This window comes from Luteimonas wenzhouensis (genome assembly GCF_007859305.1).
GTDB lineage: Bacteria > Pseudomonadota > Gammaproteobacteria > Xanthomonadales > Xanthomonadaceae > Luteimonas > Luteimonas wenzhouensis.
Genome location: NZ_VOHE01000006.1, coordinates 77,751 through 104,737, shown reverse-complemented (window position 1 = coordinate 104,737; position 26,987 = coordinate 77,751). Strand labels below are relative to the sequence as shown.

22 protein-coding genes are annotated in these 26,987 nt (G+C 74.0%); 6 read left to right on the top strand and 16 right to left on the bottom strand.

Features of this window, described 5'->3' with window-relative positions; all coding sequences use genetic code 11:
- Window positions 1-60: 60 nt before the first annotated feature.
- Together aceA and aceB are read right to left on the bottom strand one after the other, a co-directional pair.
- Window positions 61-1,389 (bottom strand): isocitrate lyase, encoded by a 1,329-nt coding sequence (gene aceA, locus FQY79_RS11670; protein ID WP_027071974.1) that lies wholly within the window; start codon window positions 1,387-1,389, stop codon window positions 61-63.
- A 76-nt stretch (window positions 1,390-1,465) separates the two neighbouring features.
- Window positions 1,466-3,076 (bottom strand): malate synthase A, encoded by a 1,611-nt coding sequence (gene aceB / locus FQY79_RS11665; protein ID WP_146313083.1) that lies wholly within the window; start codon window positions 3,074-3,076, stop codon window positions 1,466-1,468.
- Window positions 3,077-3,190: 114 nt separating this feature from the next.
- On the opposite strand from aceB, the gene FQY79_RS11660 reads away from it, so the two are divergent.
- Window positions 3,191-4,183, top strand: coding sequence for a LysR family transcriptional regulator (locus FQY79_RS11660; RefSeq protein ID WP_146313082.1), 993 nt, complete (start codon window positions 3,191-3,193; stop codon window positions 4,181-4,183).
- A gap of 31 nt (window positions 4,184-4,214) precedes the next feature.
- On the opposite strand, the gene FQY79_RS11655 is transcribed toward FQY79_RS11660, so the two are convergent.
- From FQY79_RS11655 to FQY79_RS11625, 7 genes are all read right to left on the bottom strand, one after another.
- A complete protein-coding gene (locus FQY79_RS11655; protein WP_146313081.1) occupies window positions 4,215-5,585 on the bottom strand; it encodes a phospholipase effector Tle1 domain-containing protein in 1,371 nt (456 codons plus the stop codon).
- 24 nt (window positions 5,586-5,609) lie between these two features.
- Complete coding sequence (locus FQY79_RS11650) at window positions 5,610-6,257, bottom strand: hypothetical protein (protein ID WP_146313080.1); 648 nt, start codon at window positions 6,255-6,257, stop codon at window positions 5,610-5,612.
- Window positions 6,258-6,348: 91 nt separating this feature from the next.
- Window positions 6,349-7,407 (bottom strand): isoaspartyl peptidase/L-asparaginase family protein, encoded by a 1,059-nt coding sequence (locus tag FQY79_RS11645; protein ID WP_246123103.1) that lies wholly within the window; start codon window positions 7,405-7,407, stop codon window positions 6,349-6,351.
- 104 nt (window positions 7,408-7,511) lie between these two features.
- Window positions 7,512-8,114 (bottom strand): lysophospholipid acyltransferase family protein, encoded by a 603-nt coding sequence (locus tag FQY79_RS11640; RefSeq protein ID WP_146313079.1) that lies wholly within the window; start codon window positions 8,112-8,114, stop codon window positions 7,512-7,514.
- A 31-nt stretch (window positions 8,115-8,145) separates the two neighbouring features.
- Entirely contained in the window at window positions 8,146-8,571 is a 426-nt protein-coding gene (gene arfB / locus FQY79_RS11635; RefSeq protein ID WP_146313078.1) for an alternative ribosome rescue aminoacyl-tRNA hydrolase ArfB, read from the bottom strand.
- A gap of 6 nt (window positions 8,572-8,577) precedes the next feature.
- Window positions 8,578-9,354 carry a pseudouridine synthase gene (locus FQY79_RS11630; protein ID WP_246123102.1) on the bottom strand — a complete coding sequence of 259 codons (777 nt, stop codon included), beginning with the start codon at window positions 9,352-9,354 and terminating at the stop codon, window positions 8,578-8,580.
- A complete protein-coding gene (locus tag FQY79_RS11625) occupies window positions 9,351-10,622 on the bottom strand; it encodes a sialidase family protein (RefSeq protein WP_146313077.1) in 1,272 nt (423 codons plus the stop codon). The genes FQY79_RS11630 and FQY79_RS11625 overlap by 4 nt, the downstream gene beginning before the upstream one ends.
- A gap of 99 nt (window positions 10,623-10,721) precedes the next feature.
- On the opposite strand from FQY79_RS11625, the gene FQY79_RS11620 reads away from it, so the two are divergent.
- Together FQY79_RS11620 and FQY79_RS11615 are read left to right on the top strand one after the other, a co-directional pair.
- A complete protein-coding gene (locus tag FQY79_RS11620) occupies window positions 10,722-11,096 on the top strand; it encodes a putative signal transducing protein (RefSeq protein ID WP_146313076.1) in 375 nt (124 codons plus the stop codon).
- Between the two features lie 107 nt (window positions 11,097-11,203).
- Entirely contained in the window at window positions 11,204-13,555 is a 2,352-nt protein-coding gene (locus tag FQY79_RS11615) for a Tex family protein (RefSeq protein WP_146313075.1), read from the top strand.
- 15 nt (window positions 13,556-13,570) lie between these two features.
- Here FQY79_RS11615 and FQY79_RS11610 read toward each other — a convergent pair whose 3' ends face one another.
- The gene (locus tag FQY79_RS11610) at window positions 13,571-16,537 is read right to left on the bottom strand and encodes a ligand-binding sensor domain-containing diguanylate cyclase (protein ID WP_186759995.1); all 2,967 of its coding nucleotides are present in this window, start codon (window positions 16,535-16,537) and stop codon (window positions 13,571-13,573) included.
- A 111-nt stretch (window positions 16,538-16,648) separates the two neighbouring features.
- Between FQY79_RS11610 and FQY79_RS11605 the strand changes: the two genes are divergently transcribed.
- On the top strand, window positions 16,649-16,855 hold the full coding sequence (locus FQY79_RS11605) for an oxidoreductase-like domain-containing protein (protein WP_146313073.1): 207 nt from the start codon (window positions 16,649-16,651) through the stop codon (window positions 16,853-16,855).
- 30 nt (window positions 16,856-16,885) lie between these two features.
- Here the strand turns inward: FQY79_RS11605 and FQY79_RS11600 are convergent, their stop codons facing one another.
- The 6 genes from FQY79_RS11600 to FQY79_RS11575 form a co-directional block, all read right to left on the bottom strand.
- Window positions 16,886-18,352 carry an amidohydrolase gene (locus FQY79_RS11600; RefSeq protein ID WP_222434284.1) on the bottom strand — a complete coding sequence of 489 codons (1,467 nt, stop codon included), beginning with the start codon at window positions 18,350-18,352 and terminating at the stop codon, window positions 16,886-16,888.
- Window positions 18,349-20,151 (bottom strand): amidohydrolase family protein, encoded by a 1,803-nt coding sequence (locus tag FQY79_RS11595; RefSeq protein WP_246123101.1) that lies wholly within the window; start codon window positions 20,149-20,151, stop codon window positions 18,349-18,351. Before FQY79_RS11595 ends, FQY79_RS11600 begins: the two co-directional genes overlap by 4 nt.
- Window positions 20,152-20,162: 11 nt before the next feature.
- Window positions 20,163-21,137, bottom strand: a complete 975-nt coding sequence (locus FQY79_RS11590; protein WP_146313072.1) for a FecR family protein — start codon at window positions 21,135-21,137, stop codon at window positions 20,163-20,165.
- Window positions 21,124-21,750: an RNA polymerase sigma factor gene (locus tag FQY79_RS11585; protein WP_146313071.1), complete on the bottom strand. Its 627-nt coding sequence runs from the start codon at window positions 21,748-21,750 to the stop codon at window positions 21,124-21,126. The genes FQY79_RS11590 and FQY79_RS11585 overlap by 14 nt, the downstream gene beginning before the upstream one ends.
- A complete protein-coding gene (locus FQY79_RS11580) occupies window positions 21,750-25,100 on the bottom strand; it encodes a TonB-dependent receptor (protein ID WP_222434283.1) in 3,351 nt (1,116 codons plus the stop codon). Before FQY79_RS11580 ends, FQY79_RS11585 begins: the two co-directional genes overlap by 1 nt.
- A gap of 121 nt (window positions 25,101-25,221) precedes the next feature.
- A complete protein-coding gene (locus FQY79_RS11575) occupies window positions 25,222-25,560 on the bottom strand; it encodes an ArsR/SmtB family transcription factor (RefSeq protein ID WP_222434282.1) in 339 nt (112 codons plus the stop codon).
- A 132-nt stretch (window positions 25,561-25,692) separates the two neighbouring features.
- Here FQY79_RS11575 and FQY79_RS11570 point away from each other — a divergent pair, with 132 nt between their 5' ends.
- Window positions 25,693-25,896 carry a YgaP family membrane protein gene (locus FQY79_RS11570; RefSeq protein ID WP_146313069.1) on the top strand — a complete coding sequence of 68 codons (204 nt, stop codon included), beginning with the start codon at window positions 25,693-25,695 and terminating at the stop codon, window positions 25,894-25,896.
- 11 nt (window positions 25,897-25,907) lie between these two features.
- Window positions 25,908-26,987, top strand: coding sequence for an efflux RND transporter periplasmic adaptor subunit (locus tag FQY79_RS11565; RefSeq protein WP_146313068.1), 1,080 nt, complete (start codon window positions 25,908-25,910; stop codon window positions 26,985-26,987).

The following is a 26,987-nucleotide window of genomic DNA, read 5'->3' as shown; positions in this document are numbered from 1 at the left end:
CGGCGCCTCCCCGCCCCGACCGGCGGGGAGGCGCCAGGTCCCCTTCCCCCTCCCGGGCCGTCAGGCGGCCGCGTCGAACTGCGCTTCCTCGGTCGAGCCGGTCAGCGCGGTCACGCTCGAGGCGCCGCCCTGGATCACGGTGGTCACGTCGTCGAAGTAGCCGGCGCCCACTTCCTGCTGGTGCGAGACGAAGGTGTAGCCCTTCTCGCGCGCGGCGAACTCCGGCTCCTGCACCTGCTCCACGTAGTGCTTCATGCCCTGGCCGCGCGCGTAGTCGTAGGCGAAGCGGAAGGTGTTGAACCAGTTGATGTGGATGCCCGCCAGGGTGATGAACTGGAAGCGGTAGCCCAGCGCCGCCAGCTCGTCCTGGAAGCGGGCGATGGTGGCGTCGTCGAGGTTCTTCTTCCAGTTGAAGCTCGGCGAGCAGTTGTAGGCCAGCAGCTTGCCCGGCTGCCTGGCGTGCACGGCCTGGGCGAACTCGCGGGCGAAGCCCAGGTCCGGGGTGCCGGTCTCGCACCACACCAGGTCGGCGTAGGGCGCGTAGGCCACGCCGCGGCTGATCGCCTGCTCCAGGCCATTGCGGACCTTGTAGAAGCCCTCGCTGGTGCGCTCGCCGGTGACGAACGGGCGATCGTTGGCGTCGAAGTCCGAGGTCAGCAGGTTCGCGGCCTCGGCGTCGGTGCGCGCCAGCACGATGGTCGGCACGCCCAGCACGTCGGCGGCCAGGCGCGCGGCCACCAGCTTCTGGATCGCCTCCTGGGTCGGCACCAGCACCTTGCCGCCCATGTGGCCGCACTTCTTCACCGCCGCCAGCTGGTCCTCGAAGTGCACCGCCGCGGCGCCGGCGATGATCATGTTCTTCATCAGTTCGTAGGCGTTGAGCACGCCGCCGAAGCCGGCTTCGCCGTCGGCCACGATCGGCAGGAAGAAGTCGATCGCGTCCTCTTCCTTCATCTTGCCGTCGCAGATGTTCTTCCACTGGATCTCGTCGGCGCGCTGGAAGGTGTTGTTGATCCGGCGGACCATCGTCGGCACCGAGTCGTAGGCGTACAGCGACTGGTCGGGATACATGGTCTCGGAGGTGTTGCCGTCGGCGGCGACCTGCCAGCCCGACAGGTACACCGCTTCCAGCCCGGCCTTGGCCTGCTGCATCGCCTGGCCGCCGCTGATCGCGCCGAAGGCGTTGACGTAGCCCTTCTTCGCCTCGCCGTTGACCAGCTTCCACAGCTTCTCGGCGCCGCGGCGGGCCAGGGTGTGCTCGGGCTGCAGGCTGCCGCGCAGGCGGACCACGTCGGCGGCCGAGTACGGGCGCTCGATCCCGGTCCAGCGCGGGTCGTTCTTCCACTGCTGCTGCAGGGCGTCGATCTGTCGGGTGCGTTCGTTGTTCATGTGCGTTCTCCGGGGGCCGGCGCCGTGCGCGGCCCGTGTGCATGGATGCGGGTGGACGGGTGCGGGAAGCGGGCCGTCAGAGGCGCTCGTACGCCGGCAGGGTGAGGAACTCCTCGAGCGTGTCGCGCAGGGTGAGTTCCTCGAGCATCGCGATCGCCTCGGGGATGCGTGCCGCGCCCGGCATCGGATGCCCGGCCAGGCGCGACGGCAGCCCCAGCAGCACGCGGTCGAACAGCGCTTCGTCGATCACGGTGCCGTCGTCCAGGTGCAGCGGGCAGCGGCCGCCGTCGGCGGCGTGCAGCCACTGCCACAGCTGGGCGCGGGCGATCTCGGCGGTGGCCGCGTCCTCCATCAGCCAGTGGATCGGGACGCAGCCGTTGCCGTCCAACCAGGCCGCCAGGTAGCGCACGCACACCTCGACGTTGTTCTCGAACCCGGCGCGGCTGATCGTGCCCAGCGAGGGCGCGAGCAGGTCGTCGCGGGTGACGATCACCTCCTCGCGGCCGACGTGGTGCTGGTTCGGGGTCGGCATGCGCTCGTCGAACACCTGGCGCGCCACCGGGATCAGCGCCGGGTGCGCGACCCAGGTGCCGTCGTGGCCGGCGGTGACCTCGCGCAGCTTGTCGGCGCGCACCCGCGCCAGCGCCTGCTCGTTGGCCTCGGCATCGTTGTTGATCGGGATCTGCGCGGCCATGCCGCCCATCGCGTGCGCGCCGCGGCGGTGGCAGGTCTGGATCAGCAGCTCGGAGTAGGCGCGCAGGAACGGCTGGGTCATCGTGACCTGCGAGCGCTCGGGCAGCACCCGGTTGCGGTGCGCGCGCAGGGTCTTGATGTAGGAGAAGATGTAGTCCCAGCGGCCGCAGTTCAGGCCGACGATCCGCTCGCGCAGCGCGTGCAGGATCTCGTCCATCTCGAACACCGCCGGCAGGGTCTCGATCAGGACCGTGACCTTCATCTGCCCCTCGGGCAGGCCAAGCTCGCGCTCGATGTGGGCGAGCACGCCGTTCCACAGCGCGGCCTCCTCCATCGACTGCAGCTTGGGGATGTAGAAGTACGGGCCGCGGTCCTTCGCCGCCAGCGCGGTCGCGTTGTGCCAGGCGAACAGGCCCAGGTCGAACAGCGAGGCCGAGATGCGCTGGCCGTCGACCAGGACGTGCTTCTCGTCCAGGTGCCAGCCGCGCGGGCGCACGATCAGCACCGCGCGCTCGTCCTCCGGACGCAGCTCGTAGCGCTTGCCGCCCGACTCGAAGGTCAGCGTCCCCGCGACCGCCCCGCGCAGCGCGCGCTGGCCGGCGACCAGGTTGTCCCAGGTCGGCGCGGTCGAGTCCTCGAAATCGGCCATGTAGCAGTTGGCGCCCGAGTTCAGGGCGTTGATGACCATCTTCGGGTCGACCGGGCCGGTGATCTCGACCCGGCGGTCGCGCAGCGCGGCCGGGATCGGGGCCACGGTCCAGTCGCCTTCGCGGATCGCCCGGGTGTCGGTGCGGAAGTCCGGCAGCGCGCCGGCGTCGAACTCGGCCTGGCGCTGGCGGCGACGGGCCAGCAGCGCCTGGCGGGCGGGCTCGAAGCGCTCGTGGAGGCCGGCGAGGAAGGCCTGGGCGCGGTCGTCGAGGAGATCGGCCACGCCCGGGGGATCGGGCAGGCGGATCGGGGACGTGGCCGGGGACGACTTCAGGACGGCGGACATGGCGGGCTCCAGTGGATGTTGCGTTGCAGCGCCAACGTCCTCCCGAGCCGAGTATTTGACAAGACAGTTTTTTCAATGTAATTCATTAGTTTTCCAAATACTGCTGGCGGATCAATGCCTTCCCGGTCGAAATCGGGCCCTGAACCGCGACCGAACTCGCCCTCGCGCTTCGCCTACAAGGCCGACCGGCTCAAGCCGCTGCGCGCCTTCTGCCAGACCACCCGCCTGGGGTCGGTCTCGCGCGCGGCCGAGGCCCTGTACCTGAGCCAGCCCGCCATCACCCTCCAGCTGCAGGCGCTCGAGCGCGAACTGGGGCACAAGCTGTTCGAGCGCAGCGGCCGCCGCCTGGTGCCGACCCGGGCCGGGGAGCTGCTGTACGAACTGGCGCGCCCCCTGGTGGACGGCATCGACGGCCTGCCGGCCGCCTTCCGCAACCAGCTGCGCGGGATGGACGCGGGCGAGCTCAACATCGCCGCCAACAGCTCCACGATCCTCTACCTGCTGCCGCCGATCGTGGAACGCTTCCGCCAGCGCCACGGCGACGTGCGCCTGAGCCTGCACAACACCGTCAGCGCCGACGGCACCGACCTGCTGCGCAGCGACGCGGTCGACCTGGTGGTGGGCTCGATGCAGGACGTGCCGGCGGATCTGGTCTACGAACCGCTGCACCGGTTCAAGCAGCACCTGGTGATGCCGCCGGGGCACCCGCTGGCCGACAAGCCCGACCTGGAGCTGGCCGACATCGGCCAGTACGGCCTGATCCTGCCGCCCAAGCGCCAGATCACCTGGCGCCTGGTGGACCTGGTGTTCCAGCAGAACCGGGTGCCCTACCACGTGGCCCTGGAGGTCGGCGGCTGGGAGGTGATCAAGCAGTACGTGGCCATGGGCATGGGGATCAGCATCCTGTCCTCGATCTGCCTCACCGAGGCCGACCGCGGCCGCATCGTCACCCGGCCGCTGGAGCGCCATTTCCCGCCGCGCAGCTACGGCGTGATCATGCGCAAGGGCCGCCTGCCCTCGCCCCAGGCGCGCGCGTTCATGGACCTGATCCAGCCCGACCTGTTCGTGCGCCGCGACTACTACGACAGCGGGCATTCGGAGCGCTGAGCGCGCGCCGGCCGCGGCCGGCGCACCCGCGTCAGCACTGCGGTTCCAGCACCGCCGGCATCCGTTGCGTGGCGTCGTCCGGAAGCCAGCCACGCCCCTGCAGCCTGGCTTCGCCCTCGGCCAGCCAGGCCTGTCCGGCCGGGCCATCGAGCAAGTCGAGCGAGAACCGGCGTATCGCTGCCGCGTCGTCCCGGAGGGCGGCCTCCAGCAGCCGGTCGAGCCCCGGCAGCCTTTCCGGGACAACGGTCGTCGCCGCGGCCTGCGCGGGCGCTCCCGGCACCGGGCCGATCGGCACGCGTCGCCATTCCAGGGCCGCCGCCATCGCTTCGTTGCGCGGCTCGGCATCGCGGCAGTCGATCGCGCACAGCGGCGGTGGCGCCAGCTCCTCCTGGTGCACGCGGCCGCCGCGCCCATCGTACCTGGACGTGCGGTAGAACACCTGGTGCTGCTCGGAGCGATGGATGACGTTGAGGGCCGGATCGTCGGGTTCCGGGCGCTTCGCCAGGAACGGCCGGTCGCTGAGCGCGTTGAGGTAGTCGATCATCAGGTTGCCGCTGCGCACCGACAGGCCGTGCTGGAGGTAGCCTCCGCCGACGTCGCTGTGTGCGCCGGGCAACGCCAGGTTCGTAAAGCGCCCGTCCATGGTGATGCCGGGATCAGCCACCTGCGTCCCCTGGAACAGATTGCGTCGCTCGTGGAGTGCGGTCAGCTGGAGGCCTGATACGACCGACGGGGGCGGCCGCCGATCATGCTGGCGCGGCACGCCCGTACCCACTGGATCGAACAACCCGATGGCCTGTACGACACTTCCCGGCTCGCGGAGAGGAGGAGCCGTGAACTCGATTCGCTGGATCATCCCGTCGCGGTCCCGGGAGACCCTTGCTCCATCTGGATCCTGTATTCCCCGGCCCTCCACCATTCGGGTGAACCCGACCGCCTGCTCTGCGCCGCGACTGAATCCGATCGCGCAGACGCGGATGTCCGCCTGTGGGTTCGCGTCCATCCAGTTCTTCGCCTGTACGATGAACTGGAGGTACATGTCCTCCAGCCGCGCCTGGTACGTTCGCCCCGATGCGAGGTCACGCAATCCAGAGAGGCCTCCTTGCGTACCCACGCCTTCGACGTAGCCTGCGCGGATGTGCCCAACGCCATCCCTGTTGCGGTGGAGCACCTGCTGGTAGATCAGCGCCACGTTCGTATGGTTCGCCGGCGCGTCCTTCTTCATGCTGTTGCCGGTGCCGTCGAATGCCGCCAGGAACATGCGGTCGGTCCCGGAATCTTCCCGCACCAGGATCGGGGCCACAGACTGGGCGAGCATCTCTCGCGCCCGGTCGAACGCCGTGAGCTGCTCGGGGGTCACCGGCACCGTCTCGACGCCGTCCGGATGGCGTTGTCCTCCCATGCTCGACCTCCCTGTCGAACCGGATCAGTAGGTGCGCGTCCAGGCCAGCACCAGGTCTTCCCGGAAATTGCCAGTGGGCAGCCCCTGCTCCCGCGCCGTCCTTGTGGGCACGCGGGCCCGCATGTACACGTTGATGGTGCGGTCGTTCACCTCTAGCAGGATGGCTGGATCCAAGATGGACACTCCCTGCCTGACGTCTTCGCGCGCCACGTTGTGCAGAATCAAGCGGTCGCGGAATATCTCGCCGATATCCACCTCGGCTTCGTGCGACATGCCGTCGCTCGACCGCCAGCTCACCCGTGCAGGAGGAGGAAAGTTGCTTACGCCAAGGTAACTGCCGTAGAGGTTGTCCGGATACCGGTCACCCAACGACGCCGACGACCGCTGCAGCTCGTCGTCGGGATCATTCGTATGATCGAACCCGTTGTAGACGACCCGGCAACCGTACGTCGAATAGCAGAACGCCCCGAAGCTGTGCTGCACGAACTTCAGCGGCCAGTCGGCCACCGTGTTGTCGATGCGTACCGCGTCTTCCGCCGGTTCCCGCTCAGGCGTCTTCGCCATGCCCTGGCACCCCGTGGTCGCCAACGCGGCGGCGATCATCGCCGCCATGACCGGACCGCCCGGCGCCCGTGCCCCGCGCGGTCGCCCCGCGCCCGGTTGCTGCTCCATGCCGACCTCCCTGTCGGCGCCGCTTGCGCGACGCGCTCCGGGCCGACCTTAGCGCCGCAGCGGGCCGGGCGCAACGGATCGCGCCGGCATTTCAGGGCGCGGGGAGTTCCTCGTCGCGCCAGATCGCCACGTGCGGCTCACCATCCGCGCCGATCCAGCCGCGGTACATGCCGCCGGTGTTGAACGGGAAGGCGACCGCGCCGTCGGCGCCGAGCACGATCGCGCCGCCGTTGCCGCCCGCGGCCGGGATCAGGCCGTTGACCACGTCGTCGGCCGCCTTCTCGATCGCGTCGCCGGACAGGCGCACCCGCGCGCAGATCTCGTGCGCGGCCGCGGTGCGGATGTAGAACTCGCCCCAGCCGGTGGCCGAGACCGCGCAGCGTCCGTCGGCCCAGGTGCCCGCGCCGATGATCGGCGCGTCGCCGACGCGGCCGTAGCGCTTGTTGGTCATGCCACCGGTCGAGGTACCGGCGGCAAGGTGTCCCTGTGCGTCCAGCGCCACCGCGCCCACGGTGCCGAAGTAGGCCTTGGCCGGCGCGGTCGAGTCCAGCGCGTGCGGCTGGCTCTCGTCGCGCAGCGCGCGCTGCAGCTGCTGCCAGCGGCGCTCGGTGCGGAAGTATTCCGGCTCGACCAGGGCCAGGCCCTGTTCGGCGGCGAACTGCTCGGCGCCCTCGCCGATCATCATCACGTGGCGCGAGCGTTCCATCACCGCGCGCGCCAGCTCGATCGGGTTGCGCACCCGGCGCAGGCCCGCGGCCGCGCCGGCGCGGCCGGTGGCGCCGTCCATGATCGAAGTATCGAGTTCGTTGCGCCCGTCGTGGGTGAACACCGCGCCGCGACCGGCATTGAACATCGGCGCGTCCTCGAGCACGCGGATCGCGGCGGCCACCCCGTCCAGGGCCGGCTTGCCGGCGGCGAGTTCGGCATGCCCGGCGCGCAGTGCCGCGGCCAGCGCGGCGCGCGCCCCGGACTCCTCCTGCGCCGTCAGCTCGCCCGGGTCCACGCCGGCGCCGCCGTGGATGACCAGCAGCGGCGCGCCCCCGGGCGCAGGCGCAGGCGCAGGCGCGGGCGCGGCGAGCGCGAGCGCCGGCAGCGCCGCCAGCAGCCAGAGCAGCGCGGGGAGCATCCGGGTGGCAGGTCGTGTCGTCATGGCGGTGGTCCTGGTCCTGGGTGGGGGCATGCGCCGGGAGTCGCACGATGCCGCGATCCGCCCCGGCCGGCAAACCGCGTCGCGCGCGACAGGCGGGCGCGGGCTCACGTCGTGCCGCGGTGGCGGCCCTGCCAGGGTCGGTACCACTGGCGCAGCGCGGCCAGATCGGCATCCATGTCGCCGCTGGTGCGGAACGGCGGCCCGAGGCCGATGACCTTGTCGGGGTAATGGAAGTACGCCGGCAAGATCGGCACCTGCGCATCGTGCGCGATCTTCCAGAAGCCGGTCTTCCAGCGCTCCACGCGCTTGCGGGTGCCCTCCGGGGCCAGCGTGTACCAGATGCGCTCGCTGCGCCGGATCAGCTCCACCGCCTGCCCGACCGTACCCTGCGGCGCACTGCGGTCGATCGGGATCACCCCCAGCCGCCGCAGCAGCGGGCCCAGCGGCCAGCGGAACAGCTGGGCCTTGCCCAGCACCCGGATCTCGAGCCCGAGCGCGAGCTTGGCGGCGAATCCCCAGATGCCGTCCCAGTTGGACGAATGCGGGGCGGCGATCACCACCATCTTCGGCTGGTCGGGGAACTCGCCAACCACGCGCCATCCGCCCAGCCGCAGCACGGACCGGCCGATCCAACGGGCGAGGGGACTGGGTGCGACCCGTGGCGCGCTGGCCGGCAGCGGCGGCACCACGTCTTTGCTCGTGCTCATCGATCTCCCGCGTCGCGGCCCCGCCCCGGCCTCAGTCCCAGTCGCGCCGGCCGCGTGATTGCTTGATCGTACTACGCTGGCGCTTGTCGACCAGGCGCCGCTCGCGCGCGGCGCGCGAGGGGCGGGTGGCGATGCGCGGCTTGGGCGCGCGCAGGCCGGAGTCGATGAACGCCTGCAGGCGCTCGCGTGCGTCCTGGCGGTTGCGCTCCTGGGTGCGGAAGCGCTGCGCCTGGATCACCAGCACGCCGGCGTCGGTCATGCGCCGGTCGCGCCGCGCCAGCAGTCGCGCGCGCACCGGCTCGGGCAACGAGGGCGAGCGGGCCACATCGAAGCGCAGTTCGACCGCGGTCGCCACCTTGTTCACGTTCTGCCCGCCGGCGCCGCTGGCGCGGACGAAGCGTTCGACGATCTCGTGGTCGGGGATCGTGATGCCCTCGCGGATGGCGATGCCGGCCATGCGCGGTCAGGCCGTGGTCGACGCCGGCGGCGCGGCGAGAGCGTCGTCGGCGCCGGGGAACAGGGCCAGCGCGCGCCGGAACTGCGCGTCCGGCGGCGCCTCGACCCGCATCGGGACGCCGGTCGCCGGGTGCGCGAACCCGAGCCGCCAGGCGTGCAGCAGCATGCGGTGGATGCCGAGCGTGCGGAAGTGGCGGTTGTGGCGTCCGTCGCCGTGGCTGGTATCGCCCACCAGATGGTGCGAGGCATGCTTGAGGTGGCGACGGATCTGGCGGAAGCGCCCGGTCACCGGTCTCGCCCGCAGCAGCGCGTAGCGCGAGGTCGGGAAGCCGGCCGAAGGCAGGTCGAGCTCGCAGGTGGCCAGGCGCTCGAAACGGGTGAGCGCCGGTTTCTTCAGCGGCTTGCCCGGGCCGCCGTCGAGCGGATGGTCGATGGTGAACGCCGGCCCGGGCCAGCCGCGGCATACCGCCAGGTACTGCTTGTCCACCTCGCCGGCCATCAGCGCGCGGCCCAGCGCGGCGGCGGTGTCGCGGTCGAAGGCCAGCAGCAGGCAGCCGCTGGTGGCGCGGTCCAGGCGATGGACCATGTACACCGGCCCCCCGAACTGCTCGCGCAGGCGGTCGGCGAGGAAGTCGCGCTCGCCCCGCGCCAGCGCGCTGGCGTGGGCCATCAGTCCGGCCGGCTTGTCGACCACGGCCAGGTGCGGGTCCCGGTACAGGACCGCGATCGCGTCGGGCGCACCCGGCGGATCCGGCGGCGCGGCGGCGGCCGGCGCCGCACTCACCGGCCGCGCACGATGCGCACGCCCTTGAGGTTGGGCGTGCCGTCGGCCACGTCGGTCCAGACCACCCAGGCGGCGCCGCCGGCCAACGCCAGCTGCGGGAAGCCGGTGGCGCGCCCCTCGCCGCGCGGCCGCGCCAGCTCGATGCGTTCGTGTTCCACCGCCAGGTCGGGGCTGCGACGCGACAGCCACAGCGACTGCCCGCCGGCGTCCTCGCGCTGCCACAGGATCCAGGCCTGGTCGGCGTCGAGCGCGACTGCGACCCGGCCCAGCACCGCCGGGCCCGCGTCGATCGTGACCGGCGCGGCGAAGCGGTCGCCGGCGTCCGCGCTCGCGGCCGCGCGCACCTCGGGCTCCCCGCCGGCCTCCGTGTACCAGGCCACCACCGCAGCCTCGCCGCGGGCGGCCACGTCCGGCCCGTTGACCGGGCAGGCCGGCATCACCCAGCCGTCGACGTGCACCGGCGCGGGCGGGCGCCAGCCGCTGCCGTCGTGGCGCGTGGCAAGGATGTCGCGCACCTCGTCGGCGCCGCGGCCGCGGTAGACCAGCAGCGGCCCCCGGGCGGTCATCGCCACCGCGGTCTGGCAGCAGTCGCACACGCGCGGGTCGATCTCGACCTCCCCGCTGCGCGCCAGGCTGGCGTCGAACACCGCCGCGCGCAGGGTCATCGCCCCATCGTGCCCGCCATGGCCGCCGCCGGTGTGGCGACCGTCCAGCCAGGCCATCCCGAGCGCGTCGGCGCCGTGCGCCCACATCGACACGAAACCGTGCTCGGTCCGGGTGCCGTCGTCGTGCGCCAGCACCGGCGGCGCCCAGTTCGCGCCGCCGTCGCGCGAGCGGCTCAGCACCACGTCGTAGGCGTAGGGCGCATCGCCGCTCTTCTGCAGCCAGTGGGCCCACAGCGCGCCGTCGGGCGTGGCCAGCAGGTGCGGCACGTCGGCCCAGTTCACGAACATGCGGTTGCCGATCGCCACCGTGCTCATCTGGTGCATCCAGCGGCCCCAGTCCGGCGCGTAGCTGCTGAACTGGAAGATGTGGCGGCGGCCCTTCTGCGAATTGGTCCAGCCCAGCAGCAGGCGCCCGTCGGGCGTGACCGACAGGCTCGGCGAGGCCGATCCGGGCAGGGTGGGCGGCAGGGTCCATTCCTCGACCCGGCTCGGGGCCGACGCGTCGACGGCGGCGGCGGCCGGCACGTTCTCGCCCTGGCCGCCGCAGCCGGCCAGGGCCAGCGCGGAGGCGACCAGGATGGCGGAAAGCGCGCGCTTGGGCATCGGGGCACCTCGTGTGGAACGTGCGCCGGCGCGTCGTGCGTCGCGGCACCGGTTCGCCCCTTAGCGTAGCCTGTGGCCGGGCCCGAATCATCCACGCGCATGTCCATCGTGGTCGCCAGCTACACCGATCCGGTCCAGGCGCAGATCGCGCGCGGCCTGCTGCAGGCCGAGGGCATCGAAGCGCACCTGGGCGACGAGCACCTGGCGCTGGCGAACTGGGAATGGCGGCTGGCGATCGGCGGCGCCAAGCTGCGCGTGGCCGCGGCTGATGCGCCGCGCGCGCGGAAGATCCTGCAGGCGCTCGACGCAGGCGAATACGCCATCGACGACCAGGCCCGCCCGGCCGACCCGCAGCTGCAGCCGCCCGACCGCGAATCGCCGTCGAGCCGGCTGGCGTGGCTGGCGCTGGTGCTGCTGAACATCCCGCTGCCGTGGCGCCGGCGCGCATCCGCGGACGTGCGCCGCCAGGCCTGAGGCGGCGGCCAACGCGACCGCGGCGCCGCTGTCAACGCCTTCCGGTGCGGGTCGCCGGCCTGCACAATCGCCGCTCCGCGGCCGTGCGCCGCCCGCCACCGTCGTCCATGTCCCAACTCCCGCCCGCGACCGCCCGGAAGATCGCGCAGACCATCGCCGAGGAAGTCGGCGCACGCCCCGAACAGGCCGTGGCCGCGATCGCCCTGCTCGACGAGGGCGCGACCGTGCCCTTCATCGCCCGCTACCGCAAGGAGGCCACCGGCGGCCTGGACGACACCCAGCTGCGCAACCTGGAGGTGCGCCTGGCCTACCTGCGCGAACTGGAGGAGCGCCGTGCCGCGATCCTGACCAGCATCGAGGAGCAGGGCAAGCTGACCGACGCACTGCGCGCCGACATCGAGGCCGCCGACAGCAAGTCGCGGCTGGAGGACCTGTACCTCCCGTACAAGCCCAAACGCCGCACCCGCGCCCAGATCGCGCGCGAGGCGGGGCTCGAGCCGCTGGCCGACGGCCTGCTGCAGGACCCGACCCTGGTGCCGGAGGAGTTCGCCGCCGGCTTCGTCGACGCCGGCAAGGGCGTGGCCGACGCGAAGGCCGCGCTGGAGGGCGCGCGCGCGATCCTGATCGAGCGCTGGGGCGAGGACGCGGCGCTGATCGGCGAGCTGCGCGAATGGCTCTGGAACACCGGCCGGATCCGCGCGAAGGTGGTCGAGGGCAAGGAACAGGGCGGCGAGAAGTTCCGCGACTACTTCGACCACGCCGAACCGCTGGCGAAGATCCCCTCGCACCGCCTGCTTGCGCTGCTGCGGGGGCGGCGCGAGGAAGTGCTCACGCTCGACCTGGAGCCGGGCGAGGACCCCGAGGCCGGGCACCAGTACGCCGAAGGCCGCATCGCCCTGCACGCGGGCATCCGCGACCAGGGCCGCCCGGCCGACGCCTGGCTGCGCAACGCCTGCCGCCTGGCATGGAAGGCCAAGCTGCACCTGCACCTGCTGATCGACCTGTTTGCCCGCGCGCGCGAACAGGCCGAGGCCCAGGCGATCGCGGTGTTCGGCGAGAACCTCAAGGACCTGCTGCTGGCCGCGCCCGCGGGCCCGCGCCCGGTGCTGGGCCTGGATCCGGGCCTGCGCACCGGGGTGAAGGTCGCGGTGGTCGACGGCACCGGCAAGCTGGTGGCCACCGACACCATCTACCCGCACGAGCCGCGCCGGCAGTGGGACGCCTCGATCGCCACCCTTGCCGCGCTGTGCCGCGCGCACCGGGTCGAGCTGGTGGCGATCGGCAACGGCACCGCCAGCCGCGAGACCGACCGTCTGGCGGCCGACATGATCAAGCGCCATCCGGAGCTGGGCCTGCGCAAGGCGGTGGTGAGCGAGGCCGGCGCCTCGGTGTACTCGGCCTCGGAGCTCGCGGCGAAGGAATTTCCCGGCCTCGACGTCTCGCTGCGCGGCGCGGTGTCGATCGCGCGCCGGCTGCAGGACCCGCTGGCCGAACTGGTGAAGATCGAACCCAAGGCGATCGGCGTCGGCCAGTACCAGCACGATGTCGACCAGTACAAGCTGGCGCGCGCGCTCGACGCGAGGGTCGAGGACTGCGTGAACGCGGTCGGCGTGTACGTGAACACGGCCTCGAGCGCGCTGCTGGCGCGGGTGTCCGGCCTGTCGGCCTCGGTGGCCGAGAACATCGTCGCCTACCGCGACGCCAACGGCCCGTTCCGGCGCCGCAGGGACCTGTTGAAGGTGCCGCGGCTGGGCGAGAAGACCTTCGAGCAGTGCGCCGGCTTCCTGCGCATCGCCGGCGGCGACGAGCCGCTCGACGCCTCGGCGGTGCACCCCGAGGCCTATCCGGTGGTCGAACGCATCGTCCAGGCCACCGGCCGGCCGATCCAGGCGCTGATCGGCGACGGCGCCTTCGTGCGCACCCTCGAGCCGGCCCGGTTCACCGACGAGCGCTTCGGCGAGCCGACCGTGCGCGACATCCTGAAGGAGCTGGAGAAACCCGGCCGCGATCCGCGCCCCGAATTCCGGGCGGCGAAGTTCGCCGAGGGCGTGGAGGACATCAAGGACCTGCGCGAGGGCATGGTCCTCGAGGGCGTGGTGAGCAACGTGGCCGCGTTTGGCGCCTTCGTCGACATCGGCGTGCACCAGGACGGGCTGATCCACATCTCCGCGCTCTCCGACCGCTTCGTCAAGGATCCGCGCGAAGTGGTCAAGGCCGGCGACATCGTCAAGGTAAAGGTGCTGGAGGTGGACATCGCGCGCCGGCGCATCGCCCTGACCCGGCGCCTGGACGACGCCCCCGCCCCGCGCGGCGCCCAGGAGCAGGCGCGGCGCGGCCGCGAGCCGCGCCGCGACGGCGGCCGTGGCGGCAGGCCCGGCGGCGGCCCTGCCCGTTCCGCCGCGCCCCCGGGCAACAGCGCCCTGGCCGACGCCTTCGCCCGCGCCCGCCGCGGCGATTGACCGCCACGCGCCGCCTCAGGCGGTGACGATGCGGTCGCGTCCCTGGCGCTTGGCTTCGTAGAGTGCCGCGTCGGCGCGCTGCAGCAGGGCGTCGATGCCCTCCTGGCCGCTGCGCTGGACCAGGCCGACGCTGATCGTGCAGCAGGGCAGGTCCGGGCCGTCGAGCCCCAGCGGCATCGCGGCGATGTCGCGGCGCGCGGCCTCGAGCAGGCGCACCGCGGTGGCCAGCGGGGTCTGCCCCAGCACCACCAGGAACTCCTCGCCGCCCAGGCGGGCCACGCTCAGGCCCGGCCCGCGCAGCGAGGCCTGCAGCTGCAGGCCCACCTGGGCCAGCACCCGGTCGCCGGCCTGGTGCCCATGGCGGTCGTTGACGTGCTTGAAGCGGTCCACGTCCACGATCGCCACGCACAACGGGCCGTGGCTGGCGTCGGCCTGCTGCAGCGCGGCCGCCAGCGCCTGGTCGCCGGCGCGGCGGTTGGGCAGGCCGGTCAAGGGATCGTGGCTGGCCTGGTAGGCGAGCTGTTCGATCAGCAGTTCGCGCTGGCGCGAGGCCGCCTCGAGCTGCTCGTTGGTCCGCTGCAGCTCCTCGGTGCGCTGGGCGACCACCGCCTCCAGCCGTCGCTGGCGCTCGCGGTGGCGGCGGCCCAGCGCACGCTGCAGCCACGCCAGTGCGCCAAGCAGCCCGAGCGCGACCGCCACCGCCGCCCAGGGCCGGCGCCACCAGGGCGTGTCCACTTCGAGGTCGAGGCCGACGGACGCGGCCGGGCGGCTCCAGTCGGTGAACGAGGAAGCGGCCTGCAGCTCGAACCGCAGCGCGCCGCCGGGCAGGTTGGTGTAGGTGACCTCGCGGGTGGCCCCGGCCTCGACCCAGTCGCGATCGACGCCCCGCATCCGGTAGCGGTAGCGCAGCGCGCCGGGCTGGCGCAGGCTGAGGCCGGCGTAGCGGACCTGCAGCCGCGCGCCGGCGGGCAAGCGTCCCGGCGCCGAGGCCGGGCGCTCCTCGCCGTCGACCTGCAGCGCGTCGATCACCAGCGGCACCGTGTCGCGTCCGCGGTCCATCACCGGCGCCGGGGCGAATACCGCGATCCCGCCGGCGGTCGGCACCCACAGTTCGCCGCTGGCCAGGCGCCAGCCGGCCGGCCAGCTGCCGCCGTTGGCCTGGCGGCTGGGCATGCCGTCGTCGCGGCCGAACCACTCCACATCCAGGCGCGCGCGCTCGCCGCGGTCCACCGCCGCGAACGCCCCGCGCCGCACCCGCAGCACGCCGCGGTTGCCGGTCAGCCAGAGGTTGTCGAAATCGTCGGCCAGGATCCGGAACACGGTGCTGCCCGACAGCCCGTGCTCGACGCCGTAGGCGCGGTAGCCGGCGGAGTCGTGGCGCAGCACCCCGCGGTCGGTGGCGATCCAGATCCCGCCGTCGGGATCGGCAAGGAAATCGAAGGCCGACTGCGCCGGAAACTGCAGCCCCGGCCGCTGCGCCACCAGATGGCCGTCGGGTTCGCGCCAGGCCAGTCCGCCCATCTGGCCGATCCACAGCCGCCCGTCGCCGGCCAGGTGCAGTGCGCGCACCGGCAGCGCCGGCAGGCCGGGCAACGGATCGGGGTCGAGGCGCCCGCCGCGCCACGCCAGCAGGCCGCGCTCGGTGCCGATCCACAGGGTGCCGTCGGGCGCCTCGAGCAGCGCGCGCACCTGCTCGGTGGCGAGCGGGTGGTCGTCGGGGACCAGCGGCTCCACGCGCACGCCCCCCGGCGCCACCCGCAGCACGCCGCGGTTGTAGGTGCCGGCCCAGATCCCGCCGTCGGCGGCGGCCGCCATTGCCAGCACGCTGGCCGGCGCCTGCCCCGGCGCGGGGAACAGCGACTGGAAGCCGCCGGGGCCCAGCCGGCTCAACCCTGCGGCGTGGCCGACCCAGACCGTGCCGTCGGCGGTCTGCATCACGCTGCGCACGTAGTCGGAAGGCAGCCCGGGCTGGCGGACGATGCCGCGCACCGGCCCGTCGGCGATCCGGAACAGGCCGTGGGTGGTCCCGAACCACAGCAGGCCCTCGCGGTCCTCGAACAGCGCGCCGGTGGCATAGCCGACCACGCCCTCGCCGCGGCCCAGCTGGTCCCAGCGGCCCTCCCAGTAGCGCAGCACCATACCGTCGGTGGCCGCCACCCAGACCGCGCCGCCGCGGTCCACCAGCAGCCCCTCGGCGCGCTCGCCGCGCATGCGGTCCAGGCGGCCGTCGAGGTGCCGCCACACGCCCTGTTCGCCGGCGATCCAGGTCGCGCCCCGGGCATCGCGGGCCAGTGCGCGGACCTCGCCCGGCGGCAGCCCCAGGCCCTCGCCCAGCGCCTCGAGCGGCCCGCCGTGCCAGCGGTAGAGGCCACGCGGCAGGCCCAGCCACAGGCTGCCGTCGTCCTGGGCCAGCAGCGCGTTGACCGCGCGCCCGGCCAGGCTCTCGCCCCCCGGCACCCGCTCGCAGCGCCCGCCCGGCCGCAGCCGGTAGAGCCCGTCGGCGGCCGCGAGCCAGGCGCCGCCGCCGGCCGCCGCGGCGATGCGCGCGACCGGGAGTTCGGCGGTGCCGGCGCAGGCCGGGCCCGGCGCGCGGTCCGAAGACGCGCGCAGCAGGCCGGGGCCGTCGATGGCCACCAGCATGCTGCCGTCGTCGTCGCGCCAGACCAGGCGCGAGGCCAGCCGCCCGCCCGCCGCCTCGTGCAGGCCCCTGACCGGGGTGAAGCCGAGCCCGTCGAAGCGGGCCGTGCCCTCCCAGGTGGCGACCCAGAGGAAGCCGTCGGGATCCTGGCCGATGTCATGGATCTGGCTGTGCGGCAGCCCGTCGTCCGCGCTCCAGCGGGTGACCGTGTAATGCGCGGCCCGCATCTCCGGGTCGAGCGCGCGCGACGGCGTCGCCGGCAACAGGCCGGCGCAGGCCAGCACGACCAAGGCCAGCCGCCGCCATGCCCGCATGGCGCGGTGGGTGCCAAGCGCTGAAGGCATGGAAGCGCACGTGCCCCTGTTCACGTTCGGCGCCGATTCTACGTGGCGGGGCCCGCTGCGCGCTGCGCGGAAGGTTTGAACCGTGACGACCGTACGCGCGACCATGGCGGCATGTCGATCCCGCCCGCGCCCGCGCCCGGTCCGCCGGGGCCGGCCGACCCCGGCGACCCGCGCCCGGTGCCGCCGGAGCGGCCGCTGCCCGGCGACTGCTGCGGCGGCGGCTGCGACCCCTGCGTATACGACCTGTACGACGAGGCCCTGGCGGACTACCGCGAGCGGCTCGCGCAGTGGCGCGCGCGCCATCCCGGCGCGGACTGAGCCTGCCGCCGCCCGCCTGCGGCCCGGGGCTCAGGGCGCAGCCGGCCCGCGATAGTCGAGCGGCGGCACCTCGCGCTGCAGCAGGGGCCGGTAGCCGGCGTCGCCGCGCGCCCGGACGAACTCCGCCCGCGCCGCCTGCACCAGGTCCGGCCGCAGGTACAGCTCGACCGCGGCCATGGCCAGCGCCGCGGCCGCGTTGCGCGCCCCGCGCCGCCCGATCGCCGTGCCCGAGGCGGCCACCGCCTGCCAGCTGTGCGCCGGGGTGCCGGGCACCCAGGTCGCCGTGGACAGGCCGGCGGTCGGCACCACCCGGCTCACGTCGCCCACGTCGGTGGACGCCAGCCCCCGCACGTCGCTGCGGTACGGCGCGACCTCGAGCGCGGACTCGACCGGCCTGGGCACGTCCAGCGATGGCTGCAGCGCGCGGGCGAAGGCGAGGTCGTCCTCGTCGTAGTGCACGCCGCCGACCTCCCGCAGCGCGCGGTCGAGCACCTGGCCCAGGGTGTCGTTGGGCAGCAGCCCGTGGACCCCGCCCAGCGGCTCGAACTCGACCGTGGTGCCGGTGCCCAGCGCCGCGCCGCGGGCGGCGTCGTGCAGCCGCGCGAACACGTCGCGCACTACCTCGGCATCGTGGTGGCGCACGTAGTAGTACGCCTCGGCGCGCGCCGGGACCACGTTCGGCGCGCGGCCGCCGTCGGTGACCGCGTAGTGGATGCGGGTGCCCTCGGGCACGTGCTCGCGCAGCAGGTTGGCCATGTGGTTGAGCGCTTCCACGCCATCGAGTGCGGAGCGGCCGCGCTCGGGCGAGATCGCGGCGTGCGCGGCCACGCCGTGGAAGCGGAACTTGCCGCTGATGTTGGCCAGGCTCGTGGACTGGGCGGCGGAGTTGGCATCGGCCGGGTGCCAGTGCAGCACCACGTCGACGTCATCGAACAGGCCGGCGCGGACCATGAACACCTTGCCCGAGCCGCCCTCCTCGGCCGGGGTGCCGTAGACCCGGACCTCCCCCGGGTGGCCGCCCTCGCGCAGCCAGCCGGCGATCGCGCGCGCCGCGCCCACCGCGGCGGCGCCGAACAGGTTGTGGCCGCAGGCGTGGCCGGCGTCCTGGCCCGGCACCGGCGAGGCCACCGGCACCGCCTGCTGGGACATGCCCGGCAGTGCGTCCATCTCCGCCAGCAGCGCGATCACCGGGCCGTTCCCGCGCCGCCCGGCGCGGGCGACGAAGGCGGTCGGGATCCCGGCCACGCCCGCCTCGACCTCGAACCCCGCCTCGCGCAGGCGCTCCTGCAGCAGCGCCGAGCCGGCGTGTTCCCGATAGCCCAGCTCGGGCCGTTCCCACAGCGCCTGGGCCAGGGCGTCCTGCGGTCCGGCCCAGGCCTCGACCGCCGCGCGCACCCGCGCCTTCGCGGCGTGGAGGTCGACGTCGGCCGCGCGCGCCAGCGGCGCCGACGCCGCCAGGCAGGCCACGGCCGCGACCAGGCGCAGCGTCCGGATCACGGCAGCACCCCGGCGTCGAACAGGCGCACGTCGTCGAGTTCGAACCAGGCCTCGCCGCCCGGCTCGCCGCCGACCGAGAAGCCGATCTGCAGCGCGTCGTCGGGGCGCCAGTCCGGCGGTGGACCGTCACCGCGCCACGGCGGCAGGCCGGCGAACGCGTCCCAGCCGACCCGGTAGTCGCGCCACTGCGGCCCGAGCTCGAACCGGTGCGCCCAGCGTCGCCCGTCCTGGCCGCGGACCTCGACCTGGATGCGCCGGGCCTCGCCGCGGGCGCGGAACGACAGCCCGGCCCAGGCGCCCAGGTCGGCCGGGCCGACCGAGCCGCGGGTGAGCGGCAGCAGCACCGCGGCGAAGGCGCGCGGCGAATGCGACAGCCGGGCGTGGGTGGAGAGCACGTGGCCCGGGCCGTCGGCGCGGGCGATGCGCAGGCTCGACTGCCAGGTGCGGTCGTTGCCGCCGTCGGCGTCGGTGATGCGCAGGGTGCCGAGCGCGGTGCGGCCGTCGTCGCGCTCGAAGTCGTCGATCAGCGCCGGCAGCGCCACCGGCGGCAGGTGCTGGCGGGCGTTGTCGGCCGGGCGGCGCGCGTCGGGGCCGGTGACCTCGACGCCGGCCAGGAACACCCGCCGCACGCGTTGCATCGCGGCCACGTCGCGCCAGGGCTCGCCCTCGACCAGCACCAGGTCGGCGCGCATGCCAGGCGCGATCCGGCCGCGGTCGTCCATGCCCAGGACCCGCGCGGCGGTGGCGGTGGCCGCGCGCAGCGCCTCGGCCGGCGACAGCCCGGCGCGCACCAGCAGCTCCAGCTCGCGGGTGGTGGCGCGCCCGTGCGGGGTGCCGGGCATGCCGGCGTCGGTGGCCACCACCACCGGCACGCCGGCCTCGTGCAGCCGCTTCACGTTGGCCAGGGCGACGGCGAAGTTGGCGCGGCGCCGCTGCAGCACCGGGGCCCCGGGGTCGGCGGGCGCGGCATCGCCGATGCGCACCGGTTCGTACACCGCCAGCGTCGGTCCGTAGGCGGTGCCGTGTTCGCGCATCAGCGCCACCAGCTCGTCGTCGACCGCGCGGTCCAACACGCTGTGTGCGATCAGGTCCACGCCCGCGCGCGCAGCCTGCTTCGCCCGCTCCACCGTCACCGTGTGGCTGAACACGCGGATGCCGTGGCGGTGCGCCTGGTCCACCAGGGCGGCGAGGGTGGCCTCGTCCATGCTGGTGTTGTCGGCGGCGTTGCCGTAGCGCCAGCCGTCGGTGAAGGCCTTGATGAAGTCCGGCCGGTAGGCGGCGATCGCATCCACCGCCGCGCGCGCGGCGGCGGGCGAGTTGACCCAGCGGGTGGTGGCCTGGTCGGCCCAGTCGGCACCGTGGCCCAGCGGCGTGCTGATCCGGGCGCCGAACCGGACGGTGGGCGCGGCCAGCCGCGCCAGCCATGCGCGCCGCGGCGCGTGCGCCTCGGGCGCCTGGTGGTAGTCGGTGACCGTGGTCACCCCCGCGTCCAGGTAGGCGTTGGCCACCGCCGGCACGGCCGAGGGCCGGGTATTGGGGGTCCAGTGGGTGTGCAGGTCCAGCAGGCCGGGCACCAGCGCCAGGCCGGCGGCCTCGACCACGCGCACGCCGTCGGGCGCGGCCAGGGCGGGGCCGACCTGCTCCACCCGGTCGCCGCGCACCAGCACGTCGGCGACCGCGGCCGTGCCGGTGTCGGGGTCGAACACCTGCGCGCCACGGACCAGCACGTCCGCCTGCGCGGCACCGGCCAGCGCCAGCGCCAGCAGCGCGACCAGGACGCGGGCCCACCCGCGCGGCATCGTGCCCGGCCTCACTGCAGTTCGCGGCCCGGCGGCCGCTGCGGCGCGCGCGGCGCGGACAGCCGGATGCCGTCGCCCACCTGCTGCACTTCCAGGCCCAGGCTCAGGGCCACGTTGCGGGCGAAGCCGACCGGGTCGGCGGCCGGGTACAGGCCGACGACGCGGCGACTGCCCACGTCCGGGTCGTCGATCAGGATCGGGATGTCGCTGTAGTGGCGGAACCGGGCCGCGGCCACCGACAGCGTGTCGCCGTTGAAGGCCAGCATGCCCTCGCGCCACATCAGGCGCTGGTCGAGCTCCTGTTCCCCGACCGGGGCGATCTCCACCCCCGCGGTCGGCCGCACCAGCGCGCGCATGCCGGCCTGCAGGCGCGCGGGCACCGGATGGCGGCCGCCGTCGGCCACGTCCACCACGCCTTCGCTGACGAGCACCTCGACCGGACCGGCGGTGCGGCCCAGCCGGTCCATGCCGACGCTGAAACGCGTGCCCACGGCGGTGACCCGGGCGCCACCGGCCTCGACCGAGAACGGACGGTCGGGGTCGGGGGCGACGTCGAACAGGGCGGTGCCGCGCAGCAGGCGCAGCTCGCGCCCACGGGCACCGTAGTGGACCCGCAGGCGGGTGTCCGCGTCGAGCGTGGCGGTGGAGCCGTCCTCCAGCGCGATCCGCAGGATCTGGCCACGCCCGGTCTGGTGCAGCGTGCCCTGCGGCCAGGCCAGCCACGCGCCCGCCGCCAGCACCGCCAGCAGGCTCGCCGCCACCGCCAGCGGCCAGCGCGGTCGCCGGGCGGCCGCCGCGGGGGCGGACGCGCGCCCGCTCCAGGCCAGCACCGCGCGCGCGCGGGCGTAGGCGCCGAAATGCCGCGACGACGCGGCCAGCCAGCGGTCGCGCTCCAGGCGCTCGGCCTCCGCCAGCGGCCCCCGGTCTTCACGCACCACCCAGGCGGCGGCGGTGGCGTCGATGTCGTCGCGATCAACCTTGGCCATGCGCTCGTTCCTCGCGCCCGATGTGGTCCACCCCGGCCCCGGGCACCTGCCCGTCGCCGGCCGGGGCGGCGCTGATCCCGTCCATCATCAGCCGCAACGCCCGGATCATGTGCTTTTCCACGGTGCTCTGGCTGATCCGCAGGCGCTCGGACACCTCGCGCTGCGACAGCCCTTCGATCCGGCGCAGGCGGAACACCTGGCGGCAGCGCGCGGGCATCGCCGCGAGCAGCCGCTGCGCCAGCGCCAGCTGCTCGCGCGCCGAGGCGACCCGTTCCGGGGAGGCCTGGGGCGCCTCCGCGCCGAGCCCGTCGAGCTCGGCCATGGTCTCGATCGCCACCACCTGCCTGCGCCGCAGCTGCTGCTGCACCAGCGAGCGCGCCACCGTGAACAGGTAGGCGCGCGGCTCGGCCACGTGGTCCACCGCACCCATCCCCGCCAGCCGGGCATAGCTTTCCTGGACCACGTCGTCGACGTCGGCCGGCGCCAGCGCCAGTCGCTCGCGCAGCCAGCCCCTGAGCGCCGGCTCGTGCGGCAGCACGTGCTCGGCCAGCCAGGCCGTCCGGCCCTCCGGCAGCGGTGACTGCGCGCGCGCGTCCGGGTCCCGCGTGGCCATCAGAACGACTTGGTCACGCTCATGTACCAGTAGCGCGGGTACGGCTGGTACAGGTTGGACAGGTAGCCGTAGGCGTTGGACGACACCGGCGGGCGCTTGTCGGCGACGTTGTTCACGCCCAACTTGACCGACAGGCCCTCGGCGAAGCCCGGACCGTCGAACTCGTAGCGCGCGAACAGGTTGGCGATGGTGTGCGAGTCCACCTGCCAGCGGTTGCCGTCGCTGTCGGCCAGCCCGGTGTCCCAGACCGCGCCGGTGTAGCGCAGGCTGCCGCCCATGCTGAAGGCGCCCAGGCGCCAGGTGGCCGTGCCGCTCCAGCGCCACTCCGGGGTGCCGCCCTGCGCGCGCAGGTCGCCGCCGCCGGCGATGAACACCGACCCGTCGATCACCCCCGAGTCGCGGGCGTCGGCCAGCACCTGGATGTCGGGCGACAGGTCGCGGTAGAACTCGATCACGTGGGTGCCGTTGATCGACACGCCGAACTGCCCCGCAGCGGTCTGCGGCGAACGCCACGAGGCCGCGAAGTCCAGGCCGCGCACCGTCTGCGGCTGCAGGTTCACGTAGCGGTCGTGCACGTACAGCACCCGGCCCGCCGGCTCCAGGCCGGTGCCGGCGTAGCGGGCGATGTCGTCCACGGTCGGGTCGGCGCGCACCACGTTGGGGTTGCTCGAGCCCTGCAGCCGCAGCAGGTAGTCCAAGGTCAGCGCGTTGCCCTCGCCGAACAGGCCGATGATGCCCTCCTGCTCGTACTTGAAGTAGTCGACCGAGAACAGCCAGCGCCCGGCCGCCTCCGGCAGGAACCGCGGCTGCCAGACCATGCCCACGCTGGTGTTGGTCGAGGTCTCGGGCTCGAGGTCGGGGTTGCCGGAGCGGCGCGCGGTGGTCGAGGCGCTGTGCGCGCAGTTGGTGAAGCTGTCGGAAGCGCCGCTGCGCACGTCGGCCTCGCACTGGATGTAGTCGGTGCGGGTGTTGGAGCGGCTGATCAGGGTGGCGTTGACCTGCTCGAGGTTGGGCGCGCGGAAGCCCTCGGCCCAGGACGCGCGCAGGCGCAGGCCGTCCACCAGCTCCCAGCCCAGGGCGAGCTTGGGCTTGGCGACGTTGCCGAAGTCGCTGTAGCGCTCGGCGCGGCCGGCCAGCTGCAGGTCGAGCGAGCGCACCAGCGGCACGTCCATGTCCGGCGACACCAGCGGCACCGACAGTTCGGCGAACGCGGCGTGCACCGTGCGCGAGCCTTCGGTGTCCGGGGTCGGGCTGACGCCGTACATGTCGCTGGGCAGCTCGCGCGCGGTCACCGCGTCGACGAACAGCACGCTGCCGTCGACCCGCGGATCGCGGTCGTCGAGCTGGGTTTCATGCCGCGCCTCCACGCCCACCGCGATGCCGACGTCGCCCGCGGGCAGGCTGAACAGGTCGGGGCGCGAGGCCTTGAAGTCCCACAGCCACAGCCCGGTGCGGCTGCGGCGCACGGCGTCCACGAAGAAGCGGTCGAGCACCTCGTCGCTGTTGCAGCCGCCGCAGAACGGGTTGTAGGCGCCGGGGCCGGCGTCGGCCAACGCCTGCTGGAACAGGGTCATGCTCACCGCCTGCTGGGTGTCGACCACCTGGGCGCGCGAGTACAGCAGCGCCGACTCCCAGTCGAAGCCCAGGTGCGAGCCGCGCAGGCCGGCCAGGGCGCGCACCTGCTCGTTCTCCACCTGGATCCGGGTGGGGCGCTCGAAGCGGTAGGAGGAGATCGTCACCGGCAGCCCGTCGGGGCCGATGTCCAGGCCGTCGAGGCGGTTGGGGCTGCCGGCGGCGCCGAAGGGATTCCAGTAGTTGCTGGCCGGCACCACCACCGGCAGCGCGGCGATCGAGTTCACCGGCATCTGCAGGCTGTCGGCGTCGGCATGGTAGTAGCCGAGTTCGCTGAAGAACTCGATGCCGTTGTCGAACGCCCACTTGCTGGTCAGGAACAGGTTGGTGCGGCGCACCTCGGGGGTCAGCGACAGCGGCCACTGCGCCTGCGCGTCCGAGCGCAGGTTGCGGTCGGCGCCGGAGCTGGCCTTGCTGCCGCTGGCCACGCAGACACCGTCGCCGAGCTCGGCGGCGCAGGCGGTATTGGTCACCGGCTGCACGTGGAAGGCGCCGGCGCCGGAGGTGACCAGCTGGCCGTCCCGGCTCACCCCGGTCCCGGTGGTGAAGTTGCCCCAGGCGCTGGTCGCGCTGCGCGCGTCCAGGCTCGGGTCGCCCTCGAAGCGGGTACCGATGAAGTCGAAGCGGCGGTCGGCGGTCGACGTCCAGTCGTAGTCGTGGGAATCGATGCCGGTGGTGCGGTAGTGGTTGAAGGACAGGGTGAGGTTGCCGCGCAGGTCGTCGGTGTTGCGGCCGACGATGCCGCTGATGCCCCAGTCGCGCAGGCCGGTGCCCTCGCCGGTGCCGGCCTGCACGGTGATCTCGCCGCCGTGCATGTCGTCGCGCAGGACGTTGTTGACCACGCCCGCCACCGCGTCGGTGCCGTAGATCGCGGCGGCGCCGTCAAGCAGCACTTCCACCCGCTGCAGGCCGCCGACCGGGATCGCGTTGGCGTTGTAGGTGAGCACCGGCACCAGGTTGCCGTCGGCCTGGCTGGTGGGATGGACCACGGTGCGGCGGCCGTTGACCAGCAGCAGGGTATTGCCCACGCCCAGGCCACGCAGGTTCACCGAGGCGATGTCGCCACGCGCGTAGTTGGAGCTGTTGCCGCCGTTGGTGCCGACGAAGGACACGTCGCCCATCTGCGGGATCGAGCGGTACAGGTCGTCGCCGGAGACCGCGCCAGTGGCCTCGATCTGTTCCGGCTGCAGGGTCACCACCGGCAGGATCGCGGTCGCGGCCGAGCCGCGGATCTGGCTGCCGACCACGGTGATCTGGTCGAGCGTGGTCGCCTCCGGTGCCGGCGCGGGCGGCGCTGCCTCGGGGCGCGGGGCCTCGCGCGGCGGTGGCGGCGGCTCCGGCGCCGGGGTCGCGTCCTGCGGGCGCGGGGCCGGGGCGGCGGCGAGCGAGGCCAGCACCTGCGGCCGGTACAGGGTGATGGTCTGGCCGTCGTCCGCGGCCACCTCCAGCCCGGTGTTGGCGATCAGGCGCGCGAGCGCCTCGCGCGTGTCCATGGTGCCGCTGAGCGCGGGCACCTGGGGCGAAGGCCGGCCGGCCTCGCCGGCCGGGGCGATGATCTGCAGGCCCGCCTGGCGCGCAAACTCGGGCAGCACCTGCTCCAGGCTGCCGCCCTCGACCTCGAACGTCGCATCGGCAGCCAGCACCGGGCCGGCGCCCACGACCATGGCCAGCAGTCCCAGCCGCACCGCGCGCCGCAGCGCATCGCCTCGCTCTTGCATCATTTCCCTCCGGGGTTTCGCCCTGTCTGCAGCGGTCGTGGAGCGACCGTCCTGAGGGGTACGATGCACGGGCGCGGAATTTCCTCCATCGGCCCCCACCGGCCCTGGCGCACGACCACCCTCACGCCGCGGCCGGGTCGGCGCCGGCGCCGCAGTAGATCGCGTGCAGCGTCTCCATCAGCCGGGCGCCGGGGCCCGGCGCCAGCGCGTAGTACACCTGCTGGGCCTCGCGCCGGGTCGCCACCAGGCCCTCCTCGCGCAGCACCGCCAGGTGCTGGGACACCGCCGACTGGCTGAGCTGCAGCAGCCGCGCCAGCTCGCCCACCGGCCGTTCGCCGTCGGCCAGCAGGCACAGCACCTGGAGCCTGCGCTCGTTGGCCAGGGCCTTGAGCAGCCGGGCCGCCTCACCGGCGTGGGCCTGCATGGCGTCCAGGTCGAAGCGGGGCGTGGCACTGGGCATCGGTCCTCCTGGGGCGGCCGGTCCTGCGGACGCGGCCTCGGGCGGTGCCGCCAACTTATCAGTTGACCCTAATATAAGCAAATTCTAATTTAACTACTGCCGGAATATCCCGGCGCTTCCGCAGGAGTCACCATGAACCTCGATCGCGCCGTCCTCGCCTTCGCCGGACTGATGGTGCTGGCCAGCCTCGCGCTGGGGCACTTCGTCTCGTCCTGGTGGCTGCTGCTCACCGCCTTCGTCGGACTGAACCTGGTGCAGGCCAGCATCACCGGCTTCTGCCCGGCGGCGAAGCTGTTCGCGCGGCTGGGCATCCCCGCCGGCTGCGCCTTCCGCTGAGGCCGCCGGCGATGCGACTGCAGGCCCGGCGCCCGGGCGCCCCGCTCCTGGCCGCGCTCCTGGCCGCCCTGGTCGCCTCCTGCGCGGGCGACGGCGGGCCCGCGCCCGGCCCGGTGACGCCCGGCGACCTGGAAACCCTGGTGGTCGCCGATCCGGCCAGCGGGCCCGGCCGGGCCTGGGACGGGGTGGTCGAGGCGGTGAACCAGGCCACGCTGACCGCGCAGACCGGCGGGCGCGTGGTCGAGGTGGCCCATGACGTCGGCGACCGGGTGGCCGCGGGCGCGGTGCTGGTGCGCCTGGACGCGGTCGAGCAGCAGTCGGCGGTGGACGCGGCCCTGGCCGGCTTGCGCGCCAGCGAGGCCGCCGCGCGCGAGGCCGAGGCCGAGCACGCGCGCCACCTCGAGCTGGCGCGGGGCCGCTACGTCTCGCAGGCGCAGCTGGAGCGGGCGCAGGCCGCACGGGACGCCGCCGTCGCCGCCCGCAACGCCGCGCGCGCCGCGCTGGCCCGCGCCCGGCAGGGGGCCGGCTACACCGTGGTGCGCGCGCCCTACGAGGGCATCGTCGCCCGCCGCCAGGTCGAGCCGGGCGAAGCGGTGGCGCCCGGCCAGCCGCTGGCCACGCTGTTCTCTCCCGACGCGCTGCGGATCGAGGTGGCGCTGCCGCAGGCGGTGGCCGAGGCGGTGCGCGAGGATCCGCGCGCGAGCGTGCAGCTGTCCGATGGACGCACCCTCGCCGCGGACGAGGTGGTGGTGTTCCCCGCCGCCGAGGCAGCGACCCTCACGGTCCGGGTCCGGGTCGGGCTGCCGGCGCTGGCGCCGGCGCCCGCGCCCGGCACCCTGGCCAAGGTCCGCTTCCCGGCGGCGGCCGGGGCCGCGCATCCGCGCATCCCCGCCACCGCACTGGTGCGCCGTGGCGAGGTCGTCGCCGCCTACGTGCTCGGCGACGGCGGGCTGTCGCTGCGCCAGCTGCGGCTGGGCGAGGCCGCGTCCGGCGAGGTCGAGGTGATCGCCGGCCTGCGGGCGGGCGAGACCATCGCCGCCGACCCGGTGGCGGCGCGCCAGGCGCTGGTCGCCGCGCGCGGGGGCCGGTGA